Below are 18,717 nucleotides of genomic sequence, written 5' to 3' on the forward strand. Positions count from 1 at the left end.
TGTCAATTAATATGTCTTATATAAGACATAAGACATTTCATAGTCTGCTGGACGCGTTTCTCGCTTTTGTGGTGAAATCCGGGCTATGTCAACCCTGCCCACGTCCCTGGCCGCCGCGACCGCCAATGGCGCGCCGGACTCTGGCGCCGCTCCTGCCGGTGCCGGGACGCCGGCGTCCGCCCCGGCCGCGCCCTCCAGTGCGGCTCCGGCTTCCGCCCCGGCTTCCGCCCCGGTTTCCGCACCCGTCGCCGCGCCGCCGGCCGTTCCGCCGTCGCCCACGTTCAGTCCGCTGTACCAGCAGATCAAGGCCCTCATCATGCAGAGCCTGCAGTCGGGCGAGTGGAAGCCGGGCGACATGATCCCGAGCGAGATGGAGCTGGCCGCGCGCTACAAGGTGAGCCAGGGCACGGTCCGCAAGGCCATCGACGAACTGGCGGCCGACAATCTGGTGGCGCGCCGCCAGGGCAAGGGCACCTTCGTCACGACCCATCACGAGGATGTGGTCAAGTTCCGCTTCCTCCGGCTGGTGCCGGACGAGGGGGAGCCGCACTACGGCGCGAGCCGGGTGCTCGAATGCAAGCGCCTGCGCGCCCCCGCGGAGATCGCGCGGCTCCTGGACCTGCGCACGGGCGACAGCGTGGTGCAGATCCGGCGCGTGCTCACGTTCTCGGGCGAAGCGACCGTGCTGGACGAGATCTGGCTGGTCGGCGCGAGCTTCAAGGGCCTGACGGCCGAGAAGCTCACGGAATGGAAGGGGCCGATGTACGCGCTGTTCGAGGCCGAGTTCGGCACGCGCATGATCCGCGCGACCGAGAAGATCCGCGCGGTGGCCGCCGACGACACGGCGGCCTCGCTGCTATCCGTTGCGACCGGCTCACCGTTGTTGTCGGTCGAACGGGTGTCGTTCACGTATGGCGACCGTCCGGTGGAAGTCCGCCGGGCGCTGTATGTCACAACCCGCCACTACTATCAGAACGACCTGAGCTGATCGTGGGCCGACTCGCTGAAATGTTGAAAGACCACGCCGTTAATCCGGGATTGCCGCGGAATTTGCCGCGTTCCAACTTGGTGCGCGGCGATGTGGCGTGCGATTGTCGCGCACGCCGTGGTGGTGCGTGATAGCTGAAAATTATTGGTGCGCTGCGCAACAAAGGCGCTAAAATCATGTGGATTTGCCCCAGTGCATTCCTATGTATGCAGTGCCGTTTTGCATGAATGCACCCGCGCGCGGGTGCCGGTCATCGTGACGCGACGACCGGCGATTCGCAAGGGGTGATGGCAGTTTCGTTCTTTGCAGTTCTTTTCTTACCGCAAATGGGGTCTCGCATGGCTGAAGCCGTCAAACAAGCCAGGCCGGAGTTCCGGAACATCCATGTCGCGCAACTCGCGCGATACAGGTTGCCCTGGGCCGGCAAGGTATCCATCCTGCATCGCGTGAGCGGTGCATTGATGTTCCTCCTCCTTCCGTTCGTTCTCTTCCTGTTCGAGGCGAGCGTCACGTCCGAAATCAGCTTCGCCCGCTTCTCGAGCCTGCTGTCCAACGGTTTCGTCAAGCTCGTCGTGCTGGCCCTGATCTGGGGTTACCTGCATCACTTCTGTGCCGGTATCCGCTTCCTGCTGCTCGATCTGCACGTGGGCGTGTCCAAGCCCGCTTCCGGCAAGTCTGCCATCACCGTGCTCGTCGTCAGCCTGCTGCTTACCCTGATTTTCGGGCTGAAGCTTTTCGGCCTGTTCTGAGGAGAGTATTCAAGTGGCAAATAACAATATCGGTCCCAAGCGCCTCGTCGTCGGCGCGCACTACGGTATCAAGGACTGGCTCGCGCAGCGCGTGACTGCGGTGATCATGGTGGTGTTCACCGTGGTCCTGGCCATCGCCTTTCTCGCCTTTGGCAACCCCACGTATGAAGGCTGGGCAGGTCTCTTCGCCAACCAGTGGATGAAGATCCTGACTTTCCTGACCATCCTCTCGCTGCTTTATCACGCCTGGATCGGCGTGCGCGACATCTGGATGGATTACGTCAAGCCGATGGCCGTGCGCCTCGTGCTGCAAGTACTAACGATTCTGTGGCTCGTCGGTTGCGCGGGCTACGCTGCTCAGATTCTCTGGAGGGTGTAATAAATGGTCGCAGTCAAGACTGGATTGCCGCGTCGTCGATTTGACGTGGTCATCGTCGGGGCGGGCGGCGCCGGGATGCGCGCATCCCTCCAGCTCGCGGAAGCCGGCCTGAACGTGGCCGTGCTGTCCAAGGTTTTCCCCACGCGCTCGCACACCGTGGCCGCGCAGGGCGGTATCGGCGCCTCGCTCGGCAACATGAGCGAGGACAACTGGCACTATCACTTCTACGACACCATCAAGGGTTCCGACTGGCTCGGCGACCAGGATGCGATCGAGTTCATGTGCCGGGAAGCGCCGAAGGTCGTGTACGAGCTCGAACACTTCGGCATGCCGTTCGACCGCAATGCCGATGGCACGATCTACCAGCGTCCGTTCGGCGGCCACACGGCCAACTACGGCGAGAAGCCCGTGCAGCGCGCCTGCGCCGCGGCCGACCGTACCGGCCACGCGCTGCTGCACACGCTGTACCAGCGTAACGTTCGCGCGAAGACCCACTTCTTCGTCGAATGGATGGCGCTGGACCTGATCCGCGACCAGGACGGCGACGTGCTGGGCGTGACCGCGCTGGAAATGGAAACGGGCGAAGTCTATATCCTCGAAGCCAAGACCACGCTGTTCGCCACGGGCGGTGCCGGCCGTATCTACGCCGCATCGACCAACGCCTTCATCAACACCGGTGACGGCCTGGGTATGGCCGCTCGCGCCGGCGTGCCGCTCGAGGACATGGAGTTCTGGCAGTTCCACCCGACCGGCGTGGCCGGCGCGGGCGTGCTGATCACCGAAGGCGTGCGCGGCGAAGGCGGTATCCTGCGTAACAAGGACGGCGAGCGCTTCATGGAGCGTTACGCGCCGACGCTGAAGGATCTGGCGCCGCGTGACTTCGTGTCGCGCTCGATGGACCAGGAAATCAAGGAGGGCCGCGGCTGCGGTCCGAACGGCGACTACGTGCTGCTGGACCTGACGCACGTCGGTGCCGAGACCATCATGAAGCGCCTGCCGTCGATCCGCGAAATCGGCATGAAGTTCGCCAACGTGGACGCGATCAAGGAACCGATCCCCGTCGTGCCGACCATCCACTACCAGATGGGTGGTATCCCGACGAACTACCACGGTCAGGTGGTGGTGCCGAAGAACGGCAACCCCAACGAAGTGGTCAACGGTTTCTACGCGATCGGCGAATGCTCGTGCGTGTCCGTGCACGGCGCGAACCGCCTGGGCACGAACTCGCTGCTCGACCTCGTGGTGTTCGGCCGTGCCGCCGGCAACCACATCGTCGCCAGCGCGCTCAAGCAGAAGGAACACAAGCCGCTGCCGGCCGATGCCGCCGACCTCGCGATGTCGCGCCTGGCCAAGCTGCAGGCGACGTCGTCGGGCGAGTACACGCAGGATGTGGCAAACGACATCCGCCGCAACATGCAGTCGCACGCGGGCGTGTTCCGTACGCAGAAGCTGATGGACGAAGGTGTCGAGCGCATCCTCGAAGTGGCGGAACGTGCCGACAACATCCACCTGAAGGACAAATCGAAGGTCTTCAACACCGCGCTGGTGGAAGCCCTCGAAGTGGCCAACCTGGTGGAAGTGGCCAAGGCCACGATGATTTCGGCCGCGGCACGCAAGGAATCGCGCGGTGCGCACGCGCACAGCGACTTCCCGAACCGCGACGACCAGAACTGGCTGAAGCACACGCTGTTCTACAGCGAAGGCAATCGCCTCGACTACAAGCCGGTGAAGATGGAACCCCTCACGGTGGAATCCGTTCCGCCGAAGGCGCGTACCTTCTGAGCACCGCATCGTAGAGAAAACAGGACCCACAGAAATGAAGCGTATTTTCGAAGTCTACCGCTACGATCCGGACAAGGATGCCGCCCCGCGCATGCAGACCTACGAGGTCGAGCTGGACGGTCACGAGCGCATGCTGCTGGACGCGCTGGTCAAGCTGAAGAAGCTGGACGAGACCATCTCGTTCCGCCGTTCGTGCCGTGAAGGCGTGTGCGGTTCGGACGCGATGAACATCAACGGCAAGAACGGCCTGGCCTGCCTGACGAACCTGCGCGAGCTGCCGGACCGCATCGTGCTGCGTCCGCTGCCTGGCCTGCCCGTCGTGCGCGACCTGATCGTCGACATGACGCAGTTCTTCAAGCAGTACAACTCGATCAAGCCGTTCCTGATCAACGACGAGCCGCCGCCCGAGAAGGAGCGTCTGCAGTCGCCGCAGGAACGCGACGAGCTGGACGGCCTGTACGAGTGCATTCTGTGCGCGAGCTGCTCGACGTCGTGCCCGTCGTTCTGGTGGAATCCGGACAAGTTCGTCGGCCCGGCCGGCCTGCTGCAAGCCTATCGCTTTATCGCGGACAGCCGCGACCAGGCGACCGGCGAGCGTCTGGACAACCTGAACGACCCGTATCGCCTGTTCCGCTGCCATAGCATCATGAACTGCGTCGATGTGTGCCCGAAGGGTCTGAACCCGACGAAGGCCATCGGCAAGATCAAGGAACTGATGGTTCGCCGCGCGGTGTAAGCGGGTGTAAAGCGGCCGTGGCGGAAGCGGTCTACACTGTCTTTCGCCACACCGCTCCCGCGTAGTGAGCGTCGTAGCAGCGTAGTAGAAGCGTAGTTTTAGCGAAGTAACGAAGCAGTAAGCGGTGTGCAAGCCTCGGGGGTTATCGTCGGGGTTCGCGCGCCGCAGCATGAAGGCTGACCATGAGTCTTTCCACCACTTTCTCCCATCAGGCTGACCCGCACAAGCGCGCGCGGCTTCGCTGGCGTGCCCGCCGCGGCCTACTGGAGAACGACATCATCGTCGAGCGATTCTTCAACCGTTACGAGGAAACCCTGTCCGACGAGGACGTGGCGGCACTCTCCGAGCTCTTCGAGCTCAGCGACAACGAGTTGATGGACCTGCTGCTTGCCCGCAAGGAGCTTGACGGTGAGCTCGACACGCCCCCGATGCAACGGGTGATTGGCCTGTTGCGTTCGGTCTGAGTTTGGTCAACATATTATTCACAGCATTTGAAGGAACCGACATGACGCCGTCCGATGTGAAAGCCACGCTATCGTTTTCCGATGGTTCCCCCAGCGTTGAGCTGCCGATCTACAAGGGTACGGTTGGCCCGGACGTGATCGACATTCGCAAACTGTACGGTCAGACCGGCAAGTTCACCTACGACCCGGGGTTCATGTCGACCGCTTCCTGCAACTCGAAGATCACCTACATCGACGGTGACAAGGGCGAGCTGCTGTACCGCGGCTACCCGATCGAGCAGCTCGCGCAGAAGTGCGACCACCTCGAAACCTGTTACCTGCTGCTGAAGGGCGAACTGCCGAACGCCAAGCAGAAGGAAGAGTTCGTGGGCAACGTCATGAACCACACGATGGTTCACGAGCAGCTGCAATTCTTCATGCGCGGCTTCCGCCGCGACGCCCACCCGATGGCCGTGCTGACGGGCCTGGTTGGCGCCATGAGCGCGTTCTACCACGACGCGATGGACATCGACGATCCGCACCAGCGCGAGATCTCGGCCATCCGCCTGATCGCCAAGATGCCGACGCTGGTCGCCATGGCGTACAAGTACAACATCGGCCAGCCGTACATCTACCCGCAGAACGACCTGTCCTACTCCGGTAACTTCATGCGCATGATGTTCGGCACGCCGTGCGCGCCGTATCACGTGAACCCGGTGCTCGAGCGCGCGCTCGACCGCATCTTCATCCTGCACGCCGACCACGAGCAGAACGCGTCGACCTCGACCGTCCGTCTGGCCGGTTCGTCGGGCACGAACCCGTTTGCCGCCATCGCCGCTGGCGTGGCCTGCCTCTGGGGCCCGGCCCACGGTGGCGCGAACGAAGCCGCGCTCAAGATGCTGGAAGAAATCGGCAGCGTGGACAACATCAACGAGTTCATCAAGCAGGTCAAGGACAAGAACTCGGGCGTGCGCCTGATGGGCTTTGGCCACCGCGTGTACAAGAACTACGACCCGCGCGCCAAGCTGATGCGCGAAACCTGCCACGAAGTGCTGAACGAGCTGGGCCTGCACAACGACCCGCTGTTCAAGCTGGCGATGGAGCTCGAGAAGATCGCGCTGGAAGACGAATACTTCGTGAGCCGCAAGCTGTACCCGAACGTGGACTTCTACTCGGGTATCGTGCAGCGCGCGCTGGGTATCCCGACCTCGCTGTTCACCTGCATCTTCGCCCTGGCGCGCACGCCGGGCTGGATCTCGCAGTGGGAAGAAATGATCACCGATCCCGAGTACAAGATCGGCCGTCCGCGCCAGCTGTTCAACGGCGCCTCGAGCCGCGACGTGCCGGACATGGCCAAGCGCTGATCGGATTTTCCGGCATGAAGAAGCCCCGACTACGGTCGGGGCTTTTTTTTGGTCCGAACCGGTTGCGACAGGTCGGGGGCGTTAGCGCAATTAAATGCGCACCACAATCGTGATATGCCGATTCTGCGCCTTATTGTGCCGTTCAAAGGTTGCAATCGTCGGCATTTATTGTGCAAATTTCCCAGAAGCTGGGAATCTTTGCTTCAAGGCGGTGCAACTTCTCCCTATAATGGCGACTTGCTTCGCCGATGGCAGCCGGGCCACCCTTCCGGATCCTGACCTTGCGGCCTGGCGGGGCAGGCGACGCGCTTGCCAGCAACCACCGCACCACGCCGGGCCGCGCATCTCCACGCTTCGTGGCTGGCCCTTGCAGGCCCTCGCAGGCCATATCCCCTTTCGCGTGCGCGGGTCATTCGACCCTGTCCGGTGGATCCATACATACCCAGAACAGAGGAGCTCCTGATGACGTTTTCCCGTCTCACGTCCATCTCCGTCGCTGCTGCCATGGCGACGGCCGGCCTTTTCGTCGCGTCGCAGGCCAGCGCGGAAACCGTCAAGATCGCCATCGCCGGTCCGATGAGCGGTGCGGTCGCCCAGTATGGCGACATGGTGAAGGCCGGTGCGCTCACCGCCATCGAGCAGATCAACGCCGCGGGCGGCGCGGGCGGCAACAAGCTGGAGGCCGTGCTGATGGACGATGCCTGCGAGCCGAAGCAGGCCGTGGCCGTCGCCAACAAGATCGTCAGCCAGAACATCCGCTACGTAATCGGTCACGTGTGCTCTGGCTCGACGATTCCGGCTTCGGACATCTACGAGAACGAAGGCATCGTGATGGTCACGCCGTCGGCCACCGCGCCGCAGCTGACCGAGAACAAGAAGCGCAAGTTCATCTTCCGCACGATCGGCCGTGACGACCAGCAGGGTCCCGCCGCCGCGCAGTACATCATCGGCAAGGTCAAGCCCAGGAAGGTCGCGATCCTGCACGACAAGCAGTCGTATGGGCAGGGCATCGCCAGTTCGGTTCGCAAGGATCTGGAAGCGGCCAAAATTCCCGTGGCCCTGTTCGAAGGCATCAACGCCGGCGACTCCGACTATTCGGCCGTCATTACCAAGCTGAAGTCGCAGGGCGTGGATTTCGTGTATTTCGGCGGCTACCACCCCGAAATGGGCCTGCTGTTGCGCCAGGCGCGCGAGCAGGGCGTCAAGGCCGCGTTCATGGGCCCCGAAGGCGTGGGCAACAAGGACGTGACGGCGATCGCCGGTCCCGCTTCCGAAGGCATGCTTGTGACGCTGCCGGCGGACTTCTCGGCCGATCCCGCGAACGCGGGCCTGGTCAAGGCGTTCGCGGACAAGAAGCGCGATGCCAATGGCGCGTTCCAGATGCCGTCGTACGCGGCCGTGAAGATCATCGGCGACGCGATCGCCGGCGCGAAGAGCACGGACCCCGCCAAGGTGGCCGCCTACATGCACAAGAACGCTTTCCAGACGCCGATCGGCAATGTCGAGTACGACGAGAAGGGCGACCTGAAGGCGTTCAAGTTCGTCGTGTACACGTGGCACAAGGACGCCACGAAGACTGCCGCCAACTGAGCTGCTGACCCGGCAGCGAGCTAGCCGCCAACCACGCCGGCCGGGGCCCGTGTCCCGGCCGGCGTGTAGCAATGGACGCGCACCATGAATGAATTCCTCCCACAATTCACCCAGCAGCTGGTCAACGGCCTGACGCTGGGTGCGATCTATGCGTTGATCGCCATCGGTTACACGATGGTCTACGGCATCATCGGCATGATCAACTTCGCCCACGGCGAGATCTACATGATCGGCGCCTACGTGGGCCTGGTCACGCTGACCGCCATCGGGGCGCAGGCGGGGTATCCGCTGCCCCTCGTGCTCGGCGCGGCGCTCGTCGTCTCCGTCGCGGTCACCGGCCTGTATGGCTTCGCGGTCGAACGCGTTGCGTACCGCCCGCTGCGTGGCGGTCCGCGGCTCGTGCCGCTGATCTCCGCCATCGGCATGTCGATCTTCCTGCAGAACTATGTCCAGATCGGGCAGGGCGCGCGCGACGTGTCCGTGCCGCTGCTGATCTCGGGTGCCATCGAATTCCAGATGGGCGGCGATTTCACGGTCACGGTGCCGTACTCGCGGCTACTCATCGTCTGCGTGACGCTGGTCCTGATGATCGCCCTGACGCTGTTCATCGGACGTTCCCGCATGGGCCGCGCGTGCCGCGCCTGCGCGGAAGACATGCGCATGGCGAACCTGCTCGGCATCGATACCAATCGCGTGATCTCGTTCACGTTCGTGCTCGGCGCGATGCTGGCCGCCGTGGGTGGCGTGCTGATCGGCCTGACCATCGGCAAGCTCAACCCGTTCATCGGCTTTATCGCGGGGATCAAGGCCTTTACCGCCGCCGTGCTCGGCGGCATCGGCAGCATTCCGGGCGCGATGCTCGGCGGCGTGCTGCTGGGCCTGGCCGAAACCTTCGCCTCGGGCTACATGCCCGCCGAGTACAAGGACGTGGTCGCGTTCGGCCTGCTGGTTCTCGTGCTGCTGTTCCGTCCCACCGGCCTGCTCGGCAAGCCGGACGTCGAGAAGGTGTGATCCGATGACGCTATCCCTCAAGAACGCCGTCACCGCCGCGGTGATGACGGCCATCCTGACCATTCCGATCCTCGGCCTGCAGCTGAAGCTCGAGGGCTACAAGGTCGTGCTCGAACCGCACTGGCAGCCGGTGTGGATCGCCGTCGGGGCGGTCTTCCTGTTCCAGTTGTTCCGTCCTCTGCTGGCGCGCGCGGTGGGCGCCGTCAAGCTGCCGTCCCTATCATCGAAGGTGCAGCTCGGCACACGCCAGCAGCGCGTGGCGATCTGGGTGCTGCTCGCGGTGGGCCTCGTGTTTCCGTTCCTCGGTTCGCGTGGCGCCGTCGACGTGGCGACGCTCGCGCTGATCTACGTGATCCTCGGCCTCGGCCTCAATATCGTGGTTGGCTATGCGGGCCTTCTCGACCTTGGCTACGTCGGCTTCTATGCGGTCGGCGGCTACACGTACGCGCTGCTGAACCAGTACTTCGGCCTGACGTTCTGGGAATGCCTGCCGCTCGCAGCCGCGCTGTCGGCGGCGTTCGGTTTCGCGCTCGGTTTCCCCGTGTTGCGCCTGCGTGGCGACTATCTGGCGATCGTGACGCTCGGCTTCGGCGAGATCATCCGCCTGCTGCTCAACAACCTGACGAGCCTGACCGGCGGGCCGGATGGCGTGTCGGGCATCCCGAAGCCGACGGTGTTCGGCATCGAGATGGCCCGCAGCGCGAGCGTGGAGGGCACGAAGACGTTCCACGAGCTGATCGGCCTCGACTACAGCGGCCAGCACATGGTCATCTTCCTGTACCTGCTGGCGCTGCTGCTCGTGGGCTTCACGCTGTTCGTGACGAGCCGCCTCGTGCGCATGCCGATGGGCCGCGCGTGGGAAGCGCTGCGCGACGACGAGATCGCGTGCCGCTCGCTGGGCCTCAATCCCACGCGCATCAAGCTGTCGGCGTTCACGCTCGGCGCGTCGTTCGCGGGTCTCGCGGGCGCGTTCTTCGCGGCGCGCCAGGGTCTGGTCAATCCGGAGTCGTTCACGTTCATCGAGTCCGCGCTGATTCTTGCCGTGGTGGTGCTCGGCGGCATGGGCTCGCAGCTCGGCGTGATTCTGGCCGCGATCCTGCTGACCGCGCTGCCCGAAGTCGCGCGCGGCTTTGCCGAATACCGGATGCTGATCTTCGGCCTGGTCATGGTGTTGATGATGATGTGGCGTCCGCAGGGCCTGCTGCCCGCGAGCCGTCCGCACGTGGAGCTGCCCCGATGAGCGCGGAACTGCTGAAAGTATCGGGCCTGCAGATGCGCTTCGGCGGCCTGCTGGCCGTGGACGGCATCGACTTCGATGTTCGCCGAGACGAGGTCTTCGCGATCATCGGGCCCAACGGCGCCGGAAAGACCACGGTGTTCAACTGCGTCGGCGGCTTCTACAAGCCTACCGCGGGCGACGTGTCCCTCGACGGCGACGCCATCGCGGGCCTGCCGAGCCATCTCGTGGCACGGCGCGGACTGGTGCGCACGTTCCAGAACATCCGCCTGTTCAAGTCGCTGACCGTGGTGGAGAACCTGCTCGTTGCCCAGCATCTGCAGGTCAGGTCGGGCCTGCTGCGCGGCCTGTTCGCGACGCCCGGATACCGCCGTGCCGAACGGGAGGCGCTGGAACGCGCCGCCGTCTGGCTCGAACGGATGAACCTGACCGCCGTGGCCAACCGCGAGGCGGGCACGCTGTCGTACGGTCATCAGCGCCGGCTCGAGATCGCGCGCTGCATGATCACGAAGCCGCGCCTGCTGATGCTCGACGAACCGGCAGCCGGCCTCAATCCGCAGGAGAAGGTCGAACTGCAGCAGCTCATCGACGGCCTGCGCCGCGAGTTCAACATCTCGGTGCTGTTGATCGAGCACGACATGAGCCTCGTGATGGGCGTGTCCGACCGCATCCTCGTGATGGAGCATGGCCGGCCGATCGTCATCGGCGAGCCGGAGGCGGTGCGCAACGACCCGCGCGTGATCAAGGCCTATCTGGGAGAGGACTGAGATGCTGAAGCTGGAAAACGTCCACACCCATTATGGCGCCGTGGAAGCGCTCTCGGGCGTGTCGATCGAGGTCAATCAGGGCGAGATCGTCACGCTCATCGGCAGCAACGGGGCGGGGAAGACCACGCTGATGATGACCGTGTGCGGCACGCCGCGCGCATCGAGCGGCCGCGTGCTGTTCGAGGGGCAGGACATCACGCGCATGGACACGCACCGCATCATGCGGCTCGGTATGGCGATCTCGCCCGAGGGCCGCCGCGTGTTCCCGAGCCTGACCGTGCTCGACAACCTCAAGATGGGCGGGTTCTTCTCCAATCGCGAGGAGATCGAAGCGGGCATCGCGCATGTGTTCAAGCTGTTCCCGCGGCTGGAGCAACGCGCGACGCAGCGCGCCGGCACGATGTCGGGCGGGGAGCAGCAGATGCTGGCGATCGGCCGCGCGCTGATGAGCCGGCCGCGCCTGCTGCTGCTCGACGAGCCGACGCTCGGCCTCGCGCCGCTCGTCATCGCGCAGATCTTCGACATCATCCGCACGATCCGCGAGGAGGGCGTCACCGTTTTCCTCGTCGAACAGAACGCCAACAAGGCGCTGCAGGTGGCCGACCGTGGCTACGTGCTGGAAACCGGCCGTGTGGTACTGGCCGATACCGGCGCCAACCTGCTGGCCAACGACCGCATCCGCGCGGCCTATCTGGGTGGCTGAAATCGTCGCTGAAGTGGCGGCGGACCGCTGAGGCTGGTAGCAGAGATACCAGCCTCAGGCATCTTTTCGCCAACCGCGAAATCCCCCTTTCGCCAAACACATTCGGGTGGAGCGCCCATGGGCCTCCGGCTGGCCGCTGCATGGGCGCATGACGTGGCATAATCGCTTGCGATGTCAAGCAATCGCCGCCGCCGCCGAAATCGCTGCACAATTGGGCTGCACGATTGCGCCGCTGACCCCGGCGATGGCATCGCGCTAAGAACAATCCCCTGCAAACCACATTGCGGATCGGTTTCGTCCCTTGCCCGGACGTGACGGTTCGCCCCCCGCATCATGGCCAAGACGCTCTACGACAAACTCTGGGATGACCACACCGTCCACGTCGAGGAAGACGGCACCACGCTGCTCTACATCGACCGACACCTGCTGCATGAAGTCACGAGCCCGCAGGCGTTCGAGGGCCTGAAGATCGCATCGCGTCCGGTATGGCGCATCAGCGCCAACCTGGCCGTGTCGGACCACAACGTGCCGACGACCGATCGCACCGAAGGCATCGCCGACCCCGTATCGCGCCTGCAGGTTGATACGCTCGACGCCAACTGCGACGCGTTCGGCATCACGCAGTTCAAGATGAATGACCACCGCCAGGGCATCGTGCACGTGATCGGGCCCGAGCAGGGCGCGACGCTGCCCGGCATGACCGTGGTCTGCGGCGACTCGCACACGAGCACGCACGGCGCGTTCGGCGCGCTCGCGCACGGCATCGGCACCTCCGAGGTGGAGCACGTGCTGGCCACGCAGACGCTGCTGGGCAAGAAGGCCAGGAACATGCTGATCCGCGTGGAAGGCAAGCTGCCGCGCGGCTGCACGGCCAAGGACATCGTGCTCGCGATCATCGGAAAGATCGGCACGGCAGGCGGTACCGGCTACACGATGGAATTCGCAGGCTCGGCGATCCGCGACCTGACCATGGAAGGCCGCATGACCGTCTGCAACATGGCGATCGAAGCCGGCGCGCGCGCGGGCCTCGTCGCCGTGGACGACGTCACGCTCGAATACGTGAAGAACCGTCCGTACGCGCCGCAGGGCGTGGAATGGGATCAGGCCGTGAGCTACTGGCGCACGCTGCATTCGGATGCCGGTGCCCATTTCGACAAGGTCGTGGAACTGCGCGCCGAAGACATCCGTCCGCAGGTCACCTGGGGCACGTCGCCCGAGATGGTCGTCAGCATCGAAGACCGCGTGCCGGATCCGGAGAAGGAGAAGGATCCCGTCAAGCGCCACGCGATGGAACGCGCGCTCGAGTACATGAACCTCCAGCCGAACGTGCCGATGGACGCGATCCAGATCGACAAGGTCTTCATCGGTTCCTGCACGAACAGCCGCATCGAGGACATGCGCGCCGCCGCATGGGTCGTGCAGAAGCTCGGCCGCCGCGTGGCGTCCAACGTCAAGCTGGCCATGGTCGTGCCGGGCTCGGGCCTGGTCAAGGAACAGGCCGAGCGCGAAGGGCTCGACAAGGTGTTCAAGGCCGCCGGTTTCGAATGGCGTGAGCCGGGCTGCTCGATGTGCCTGGCGATGAACGCCGACCGTCTGGAGCCGGGCGAGCGCTGCGCCTCCACCTCGAACCGCAATTTCGAGGGCCGTCAGGGCGCGGGCGGCCGTACCCATCTGGTAAGCCCCGCGATGGCTGCTGCCGCAGCGATCGAGGGCCATTTCGTCGATATCCGCAGGCTCGGCTGACCCCCGGGCCCTCCCATCACCTGTCAACGATATCGAAAGGTCATTGAGATGAAGAAGATCCTGATCGCACTGGTCACGTTCGCCGGCATCCTGCAGCTGACGGGCTGCAACACGGTCGCCGGATTCGGCAAGGACACCCAGGCCGCCGGCCACGCGCTCGAGCGCGCGGCCAACAAGTAACGCGCGGCTACCAAGCGAGGCACTCCGCACCATGGAAAAATTTACGGTTCACAGCGGCCTGGTTGCGCCGCTCGATCGCGAGAACGTCGACACGGACGCGATCATCCCCAAGCAGTTCCTCAAGTCGATCAAGCGCACGGGCTTCGGCCCGAACCTGTTCGACGAATGGCGCTATCTGGATGTCGGCCAGCCCGGCCAGGACAACACGAACCGTCCGCTGAACCCGGACTTCGTGCTGAACCAGCCGCGCTACCAGGGCGCGTCGATCCTGCTGGCGCGCGACAACTTCGGCTGCGGCAGCTCGCGCGAGCATGCGCCGTGGGCCCTGTCGCAATACGGCTTCCGCGCGATCATCGCGCCGAGCTTCGCCGACATTTTCTTCAACAACTGCTACAAGAACGGCCTGCTGCCCGTGGCGCTCACCGCGCTGCAGGTGGATCACCTGTTCAACGAGACCAACGCGTTCAACGGCTACAAGCTGACGATCGACCTCGACAAGCAATTGGTGATCACGCCCGATGGCACGAGCTATTCGTTCGACATCACGCCGTTCCGCAAGTACTGCATGCTGAACGGCTTCGACGATATCGGCCTGACGCTGCGCCAGTCGGACAAGATCAAGAGCTATGAGGCGGAGCGCATGACGCGCATGCCGTGGCTGGGCAACCGCCTGGTCGGCTGACCGCACCTATCCAGCACAGGAATCAAGAAGATGAAGATTGCAGTCCTGCCGGGCGACGGTATCGGCCCCGAAATCGTTGCGGAAGCCGTCAAGGTCCTTGGCGCGCTCGACGAGAAATTCGAACTGGAAACCGCGCCCGTCGGCGGCGCGGGCTACGAGGCCGAAGGCCATCCGCTGCCGGACAACACGCTGAAGCTGGCCAGGGAAGCGGATGCCATCCTGTTCGGCGCCGTGGGCGACTGGAAGTACGACAAGCTCGAGCGCGCGCTGCGTCCCGAGCAGGCCATTCTCGGCCTGCGCAAGCACCTGCAGCTGTTCGCGAACTTCCGCCCGGCGATCTGCTATCCGGAACTGACGGGCGCCTCGAGCCTGAAGCCCGAACTCGTGGCTGGCCTCGATATCCTGATCGTGCGCGAACTGAACGGCGACATCTACTTCGGCCAGCCGCGCGGCTTGCGCGAAGCGCCGGACGGCCTGTTCAAGGGCGCGCGAGAAGCGTTCGACACGATGCGCTACAGCGAGCCCGAGATCCGCCGCATCGCGCACGTGGCCTTCCAGGCGGCCGCCAAGCGCGGCAAGAAGCTGTGCAGCGTGGACAAGGCCAACGTGCTCGAGACGTTCCAGTTCTGGAAGGACGTCGTCATCGACGTCAGCAAGGAATATCCGGACGTCGAGCTGTCGCACATGTACGTGGACAACGCGGCCATGCAGCTGGTCAAGGCACCGAAGAGCTTCGACGTGATCGTCACCGGCAACATGTTCGGCGACATCCTGTCCGACGAGGCCGCGATGCTGACGGGCTCGATCGGCATGCTGCCTTCGGCGTCGCTCGATGCCAACAACAAGGGTCTGTACGAACCGTCGCACGGCTCCGCGCCCGACATCGCGGGCAAGGGCATCGCCAACCCGCTGGCGACGATCCTGTCGGCCGCGATGATGCTGCGCTACTCGCTGAACAAGGCCGAGCAGGCGGACCGCATCGAGAACGCGGTGAAGAAGGTGCTGGCGGAAGGCTACCGTACCGCCGACATTCTCACGCCGGGCTGCAGGCAGGTTGGCACGCGCGAGATGGGCGAAGCGGTACTGAAGGCGCTGTAAGCCGCGTTGATCGGTAGCAGTACCGGAAGTAGTCGCGGTACCGGCGGGGCGGGCCTCAGGGCCAGCCTTGCCGATGATTCCCCTGCGGCATTGCCGCAAAATCGTGTAGACTCCCCCGCATGGCCCGAATCTCCCAGTCCATCCTGACTGCATCTTCTATCGCTGCCGTTGCTACCCGCAACGTGGCCGGCGTGGATTCGCATGGCCCGGCGGTTACCGCAACGACGATTAAAACCATTACCAAAACGATCCCGTAGATCGTTCGTCGTGCCTGCCCGTCTTCCCCGCGCAGCCACGCCGGGCGAGGAAAATGGCGGGGAAGTTCACATCACATCCGAGGTTTGTCATGATTGTAGGTCTCGTCGGTTGGCGGGGAATGGTTGGCAGCGTCCTGATGCAACGCATGCAGGAAGAGCGCGATTTCGACCATATCGAGCCCATCTTCTTCAGCACGTCCAACGCTGGCGGCAAGGCGCCGTCGATGGCGAAGAATGAAACCACGCTCAAGGATGCCAACGACATCGAAGCGCTGAAGAAGTGCGACGTGGTGCTGACCGCCCAGGGCGGCGACTACACCAACGACGTCTTCCCGCGCCTGCGCGCGGCCGGCTGGAACGGCTACTGGATCGACGCGGCCTCGTCGCTGCGCATGAAGGACGACGCGATCATCGTGCTCGATCCGGTCAACCTCGGCGTGATCAAGGATGCGCTGGGCAAGGGCGTCAAGAATTTCATCGGCGGCAACTGCACGGTCAGCTGCATGATGATGGGCCTCGGCGGCCTGTTCCAGCACGACCTCATCGAGTGGATGACGTCGATGACCTATCAGGCGGCTTCGGGCGGCGGCGCACAGCACATGCGCGAACTGCTGACCCAGTTCGGCACGCTGAACGCGGCCGTCAGGCCGCTGCTCGACGATCCGGCTTCGGCCATCCTCGAGATCGACCGCCAGATCCTGGCGACCCAGCATGGCCTTTCCGCCGACGAGACGAAGCAGTTCGGCGTACCGCTCGCCGGCAACCTGATTCCGTGGATCGACAAGGACCTCGGCAACGGCGTGTCGCGCGAGGAATGGAAGGGCGGCGCCGAGACCAACAAGATCCTCGGCCGTGGCGAAGGCTTCGTCGGCGCGACCGGCGCGGGCCCGATCGCCGTGGACGGCCTGTGCGTGCGGATCGGCGCGATGCGCTGCCACTCGCAGGCGCTCACGATCAAGCTGCGCAAGGATGTGCCGCTGGACGAGATCGAGGGCATGCTGGCCGCGAACAACCAGTGGGCCAAGGTCGTGCCCAACACGCGTGAAGCAAGCATGACCGACCTGACGCCGGCCGCGGTGACGGGCACGCTGACGATTCCGGTGGGTCGCCTGCGCAAGATGCAGATGGGCGGCGAGTACCTCTCGGCCTTCACCGTGGGCGATCAGCTGCTGTGGGGCGCGGCCGAACCGCTGCGTCGTATGCTGCGCATTCTTATCGAAGCGTGACCTTTCCGAGCCGCTAGCCGCTTTCGTTGCGGCCAGGCAACAGAATCGGTCACTTTCTCCGCAACGCCGCGCACCCGCGCGGCGTTGTTACGTTCCGGTGCGTTTTTTTTGCGGGGTTGCGTCACAATACAGCCGGCATCCGCTTGATGCCGAGGGGCGACGTCACCCTCGCTCAGGCGTGCTTGCTTTGGGGGTCGGGTCAATTCTGTTCATTAGAAAACAAACGGAGCACGAGGTGAGTGTGAACCTACATCGCCGGAAAGATGCGCCTACTGTCCGTCAGCGCTGGTCAACGCTGGCCGTGACGGCTCTCGGTCTGCTGCTCGCGCAGCCGGCCGCGTATGCCGCAGGGTTTGGACAACTACGGGTCCAGTCGAACCTGGGGCAACCGCTCCAGGCTGAAATCGATATCAGTGGGGTCGCGCCGGAAGAGGCGGAGAGCCTCGTCGTCAAGCTCGCGTCCCCGGCTGCCTATGCGCGTGCCGGCCTGACGTACCTGCCGGCCGTCGGCAGCGTGCGCGTCAACGTCGAGCGCCGTCCGAACGGCAGCTACGTCGCCTACGTGCGTTCCAACCAGCCCATCAGCGAGCCGTTCGTCGACATCCTCGTCGACATGGCATGGTCCAGCGGCAAGGTGACGCGCGCGTACACCTTCCTGCTCGATCCGGCCGGCAGCAAGTCCGCGCCGCAGTCGTTCGCGCCGACCACGGTCGTGCAGGCCGCGACGCCGGATGCGTCGCCCGCCGAGAATACGGTCGCACCCGCACCGCTGGCCGCGCCGGCCCCTGTGCCGTCCGCCGCGCCGAGCGCCGCAGCCACGGCCGACAATGCCCCGGCGCGCCCGCGCCCCGCGCCGCGCCGCGCGCAACAACCTGCAGCGCCGGCCGCGACAGATGGCGCCGCGCCCGCCGGCAGCTACACCGTGCAGCGTGGCGACACGTTGTCGTCCATCGCCGGCGAAGCGACGCAGGGCGCGGAGTCCGTGTCGCTCGACCAGATGCTGCTCGCGCTGTACCGGAACAATCCGAACGCGTTCATCGGCGGCAATATCAACCGCATCAAGTCGGGCGCGGTCCTCAAGGTCCCGACCGCCGAACAGGCGCAGTCCGTTAGCCCGCGCGAAGCGCGCCGCGAAGTGGTCGCGCGCACGCAGGGCTTCGACAGCTATCGCGCGCGCCTGGCCGCGGCGGCCGCAGCCAAATCTGTCGAAGGGGGTACGGGCCGCGAGCAATCGGGCGCCGTGACCGCACGCGTGCAGGAGCAGGCCGCGCCGGCCGCCGGCCCGCGCGACGAACTCAAGCTCAGTAAGGGTGAGCGCGGCGCTCAGGCCAAGGCGAACGCCCAGGCGGAAGCCGGCGTCGCCAACGAGCGCAAGCTCAAGGAAGCCGAGTCGAAGCTCGCCCAGCTCGAGAAGAACGTCTCCGATATGCAGCGCCTGATGGAGCTGAAGAATGCGGAGATCTCGAAGCTGGCGCAGTCGAACGAGGCGGCGAAGTCCGCAGCGACGGCCCCCGCGGCCGGCAGCCCGTCGTCCGCGGCTTCTCCCGCCACATCGACCAACGCCGCCGCCGCCGCGCCGGCACCGACGGTGATCCCGGCGGAACCGGCCAAGGCCGATGCCGCCACGACGGCAGGCACGCCGGCGGCGCCGGTTGCCGGTACGACGACGAGCGCGACCACCACGCCTGCGACCGCGCCTTCGTCCCTCACCGCGGCGGCCTCCGATGCCGCCGCGCCGGCACCGGCCGTGACGGCCGCGGCCGCTTCGGCGCCGCAGGCAGC

The 18,717-nt window shown here is 64.8% G+C and carries 18 protein-coding genes; all 18 read left to right on the forward strand.

What is annotated here, in order from left to right; all coding sequences use genetic code 11:
• Positions 1-85 precede the first annotated feature (85 nt).
• Positions 86-988, forward strand: a complete 903-nt coding sequence (locus KHP16_RS17520) for a GntR family transcriptional regulator (RefSeq protein WP_179593281.1) — start codon at positions 86-88, stop codon at positions 986-988.
• A 338-nt stretch (positions 989-1,326) separates the two neighbouring features.
• The gene (sdhC, locus tag KHP16_RS17525; protein ID WP_109580506.1) at positions 1,327-1,737 is read left to right on the forward strand and encodes a succinate dehydrogenase, cytochrome b556 subunit; all 411 of its coding nucleotides are present in this window, start codon (positions 1,327-1,329) and stop codon (positions 1,735-1,737) included.
• A 13-nt stretch (positions 1,738-1,750) separates the two neighbouring features.
• A complete protein-coding gene (gene sdhD, locus KHP16_RS17530) occupies positions 1,751-2,116 on the forward strand; it encodes a succinate dehydrogenase, hydrophobic membrane anchor protein (RefSeq protein ID WP_109580507.1) in 366 nt (121 codons plus the stop codon).
• Positions 2,117-2,119: 3 nt separating this feature from the next.
• Positions 2,120-3,898: a succinate dehydrogenase flavoprotein subunit gene (gene sdhA, locus KHP16_RS17535; RefSeq protein ID WP_109580508.1), complete on the forward strand. Its 1,779-nt coding sequence runs from the start codon at positions 2,120-2,122 to the stop codon at positions 3,896-3,898.
• 34 nt (positions 3,899-3,932) lie between these two features.
• Positions 3,933-4,634: a succinate dehydrogenase iron-sulfur subunit gene (locus KHP16_RS17540; RefSeq protein ID WP_109580509.1), complete on the forward strand. Its 702-nt coding sequence runs from the start codon at positions 3,933-3,935 to the stop codon at positions 4,632-4,634.
• A gap of 182 nt (positions 4,635-4,816) precedes the next feature.
• A complete protein-coding gene (locus KHP16_RS17545; RefSeq protein WP_109580510.1) occupies positions 4,817-5,098 on the forward strand; it encodes an FAD assembly factor SdhE in 282 nt (93 codons plus the stop codon).
• 41 nt (positions 5,099-5,139) lie between these two features.
• A complete protein-coding gene (gene gltA / locus KHP16_RS17550) occupies positions 5,140-6,441 on the forward strand; it encodes a citrate synthase (RefSeq protein ID WP_109580511.1) in 1,302 nt (433 codons plus the stop codon).
• Between the two features lie 462 nt (positions 6,442-6,903).
• Entirely contained in the window at positions 6,904-8,031 is a 1,128-nt protein-coding gene (locus tag KHP16_RS17555) for a branched-chain amino acid ABC transporter substrate-binding protein (protein WP_179593282.1), read from the forward strand.
• An 84-nt stretch (positions 8,032-8,115) separates the two neighbouring features.
• Entirely contained in the window at positions 8,116-9,042 is a 927-nt protein-coding gene (livH, locus tag KHP16_RS17560) for a high-affinity branched-chain amino acid ABC transporter permease LivH (RefSeq protein ID WP_211960749.1), read from the forward strand.
• A gap of 4 nt (positions 9,043-9,046) precedes the next feature.
• Positions 9,047-10,282: a high-affinity branched-chain amino acid ABC transporter permease LivM gene (locus KHP16_RS17565; protein WP_115952605.1), complete on the forward strand. Its 1,236-nt coding sequence runs from the start codon at positions 9,047-9,049 to the stop codon at positions 10,280-10,282.
• Positions 10,279-11,046, forward strand: a complete 768-nt coding sequence (gene livG, locus KHP16_RS17570) for a high-affinity branched-chain amino acid ABC transporter ATP-binding protein LivG (RefSeq protein WP_109580515.1) — start codon at positions 10,279-10,281, stop codon at positions 11,044-11,046. The genes KHP16_RS17565 and livG overlap by 4 nt, the downstream gene beginning before the upstream one ends.
• 1 nt (position 11,047) lies before the next feature.
• Entirely contained in the window at positions 11,048-11,749 is a 702-nt protein-coding gene (locus tag KHP16_RS17575) for an ABC transporter ATP-binding protein (RefSeq protein WP_115952604.1), read from the forward strand.
• Positions 11,750-12,082: 333 nt separating this feature from the next.
• Positions 12,083-13,492, forward strand: a complete 1,410-nt coding sequence (gene leuC, locus KHP16_RS17580; protein ID WP_109580517.1) for a 3-isopropylmalate dehydratase large subunit — start codon at positions 12,083-12,085, stop codon at positions 13,490-13,492.
• Between the two features lie 48 nt (positions 13,493-13,540).
• Positions 13,541-13,672 (forward strand): entericidin A/B family lipoprotein, encoded by a 132-nt coding sequence (locus tag KHP16_RS17585; protein WP_109580518.1) that lies wholly within the window; start codon positions 13,541-13,543, stop codon positions 13,670-13,672.
• A gap of 31 nt (positions 13,673-13,703) precedes the next feature.
• A complete protein-coding gene (gene leuD / locus KHP16_RS17590; protein WP_109580519.1) occupies positions 13,704-14,354 on the forward strand; it encodes a 3-isopropylmalate dehydratase small subunit in 651 nt (216 codons plus the stop codon).
• 30 nt (positions 14,355-14,384) lie between these two features.
• Positions 14,385-15,452, forward strand: coding sequence for a 3-isopropylmalate dehydrogenase (gene leuB, locus KHP16_RS17595; RefSeq protein ID WP_109580520.1), 1,068 nt, complete (start codon positions 14,385-14,387; stop codon positions 15,450-15,452).
• Positions 15,453-15,798: 346 nt separating this feature from the next.
• Positions 15,799-16,935, forward strand: coding sequence for an aspartate-semialdehyde dehydrogenase (gene asd, locus KHP16_RS17600; protein WP_211960750.1), 1,137 nt, complete (start codon positions 15,799-15,801; stop codon positions 16,933-16,935).
• A gap of 235 nt (positions 16,936-17,170) precedes the next feature.
• Positions 17,171-18,717: type IV pilus assembly protein FimV (locus KHP16_RS17605; protein ID WP_280528140.1), on the forward strand; the 1,547-nt coding region annotated here is incomplete at its 3' end.

Source organism: Cupriavidus plantarum (assembly GCF_905397285.1).
In the GTDB taxonomy this organism is placed as follows: Bacteria; Pseudomonadota; Gammaproteobacteria; order Burkholderiales; family Burkholderiaceae; genus Cupriavidus; species Cupriavidus plantarum.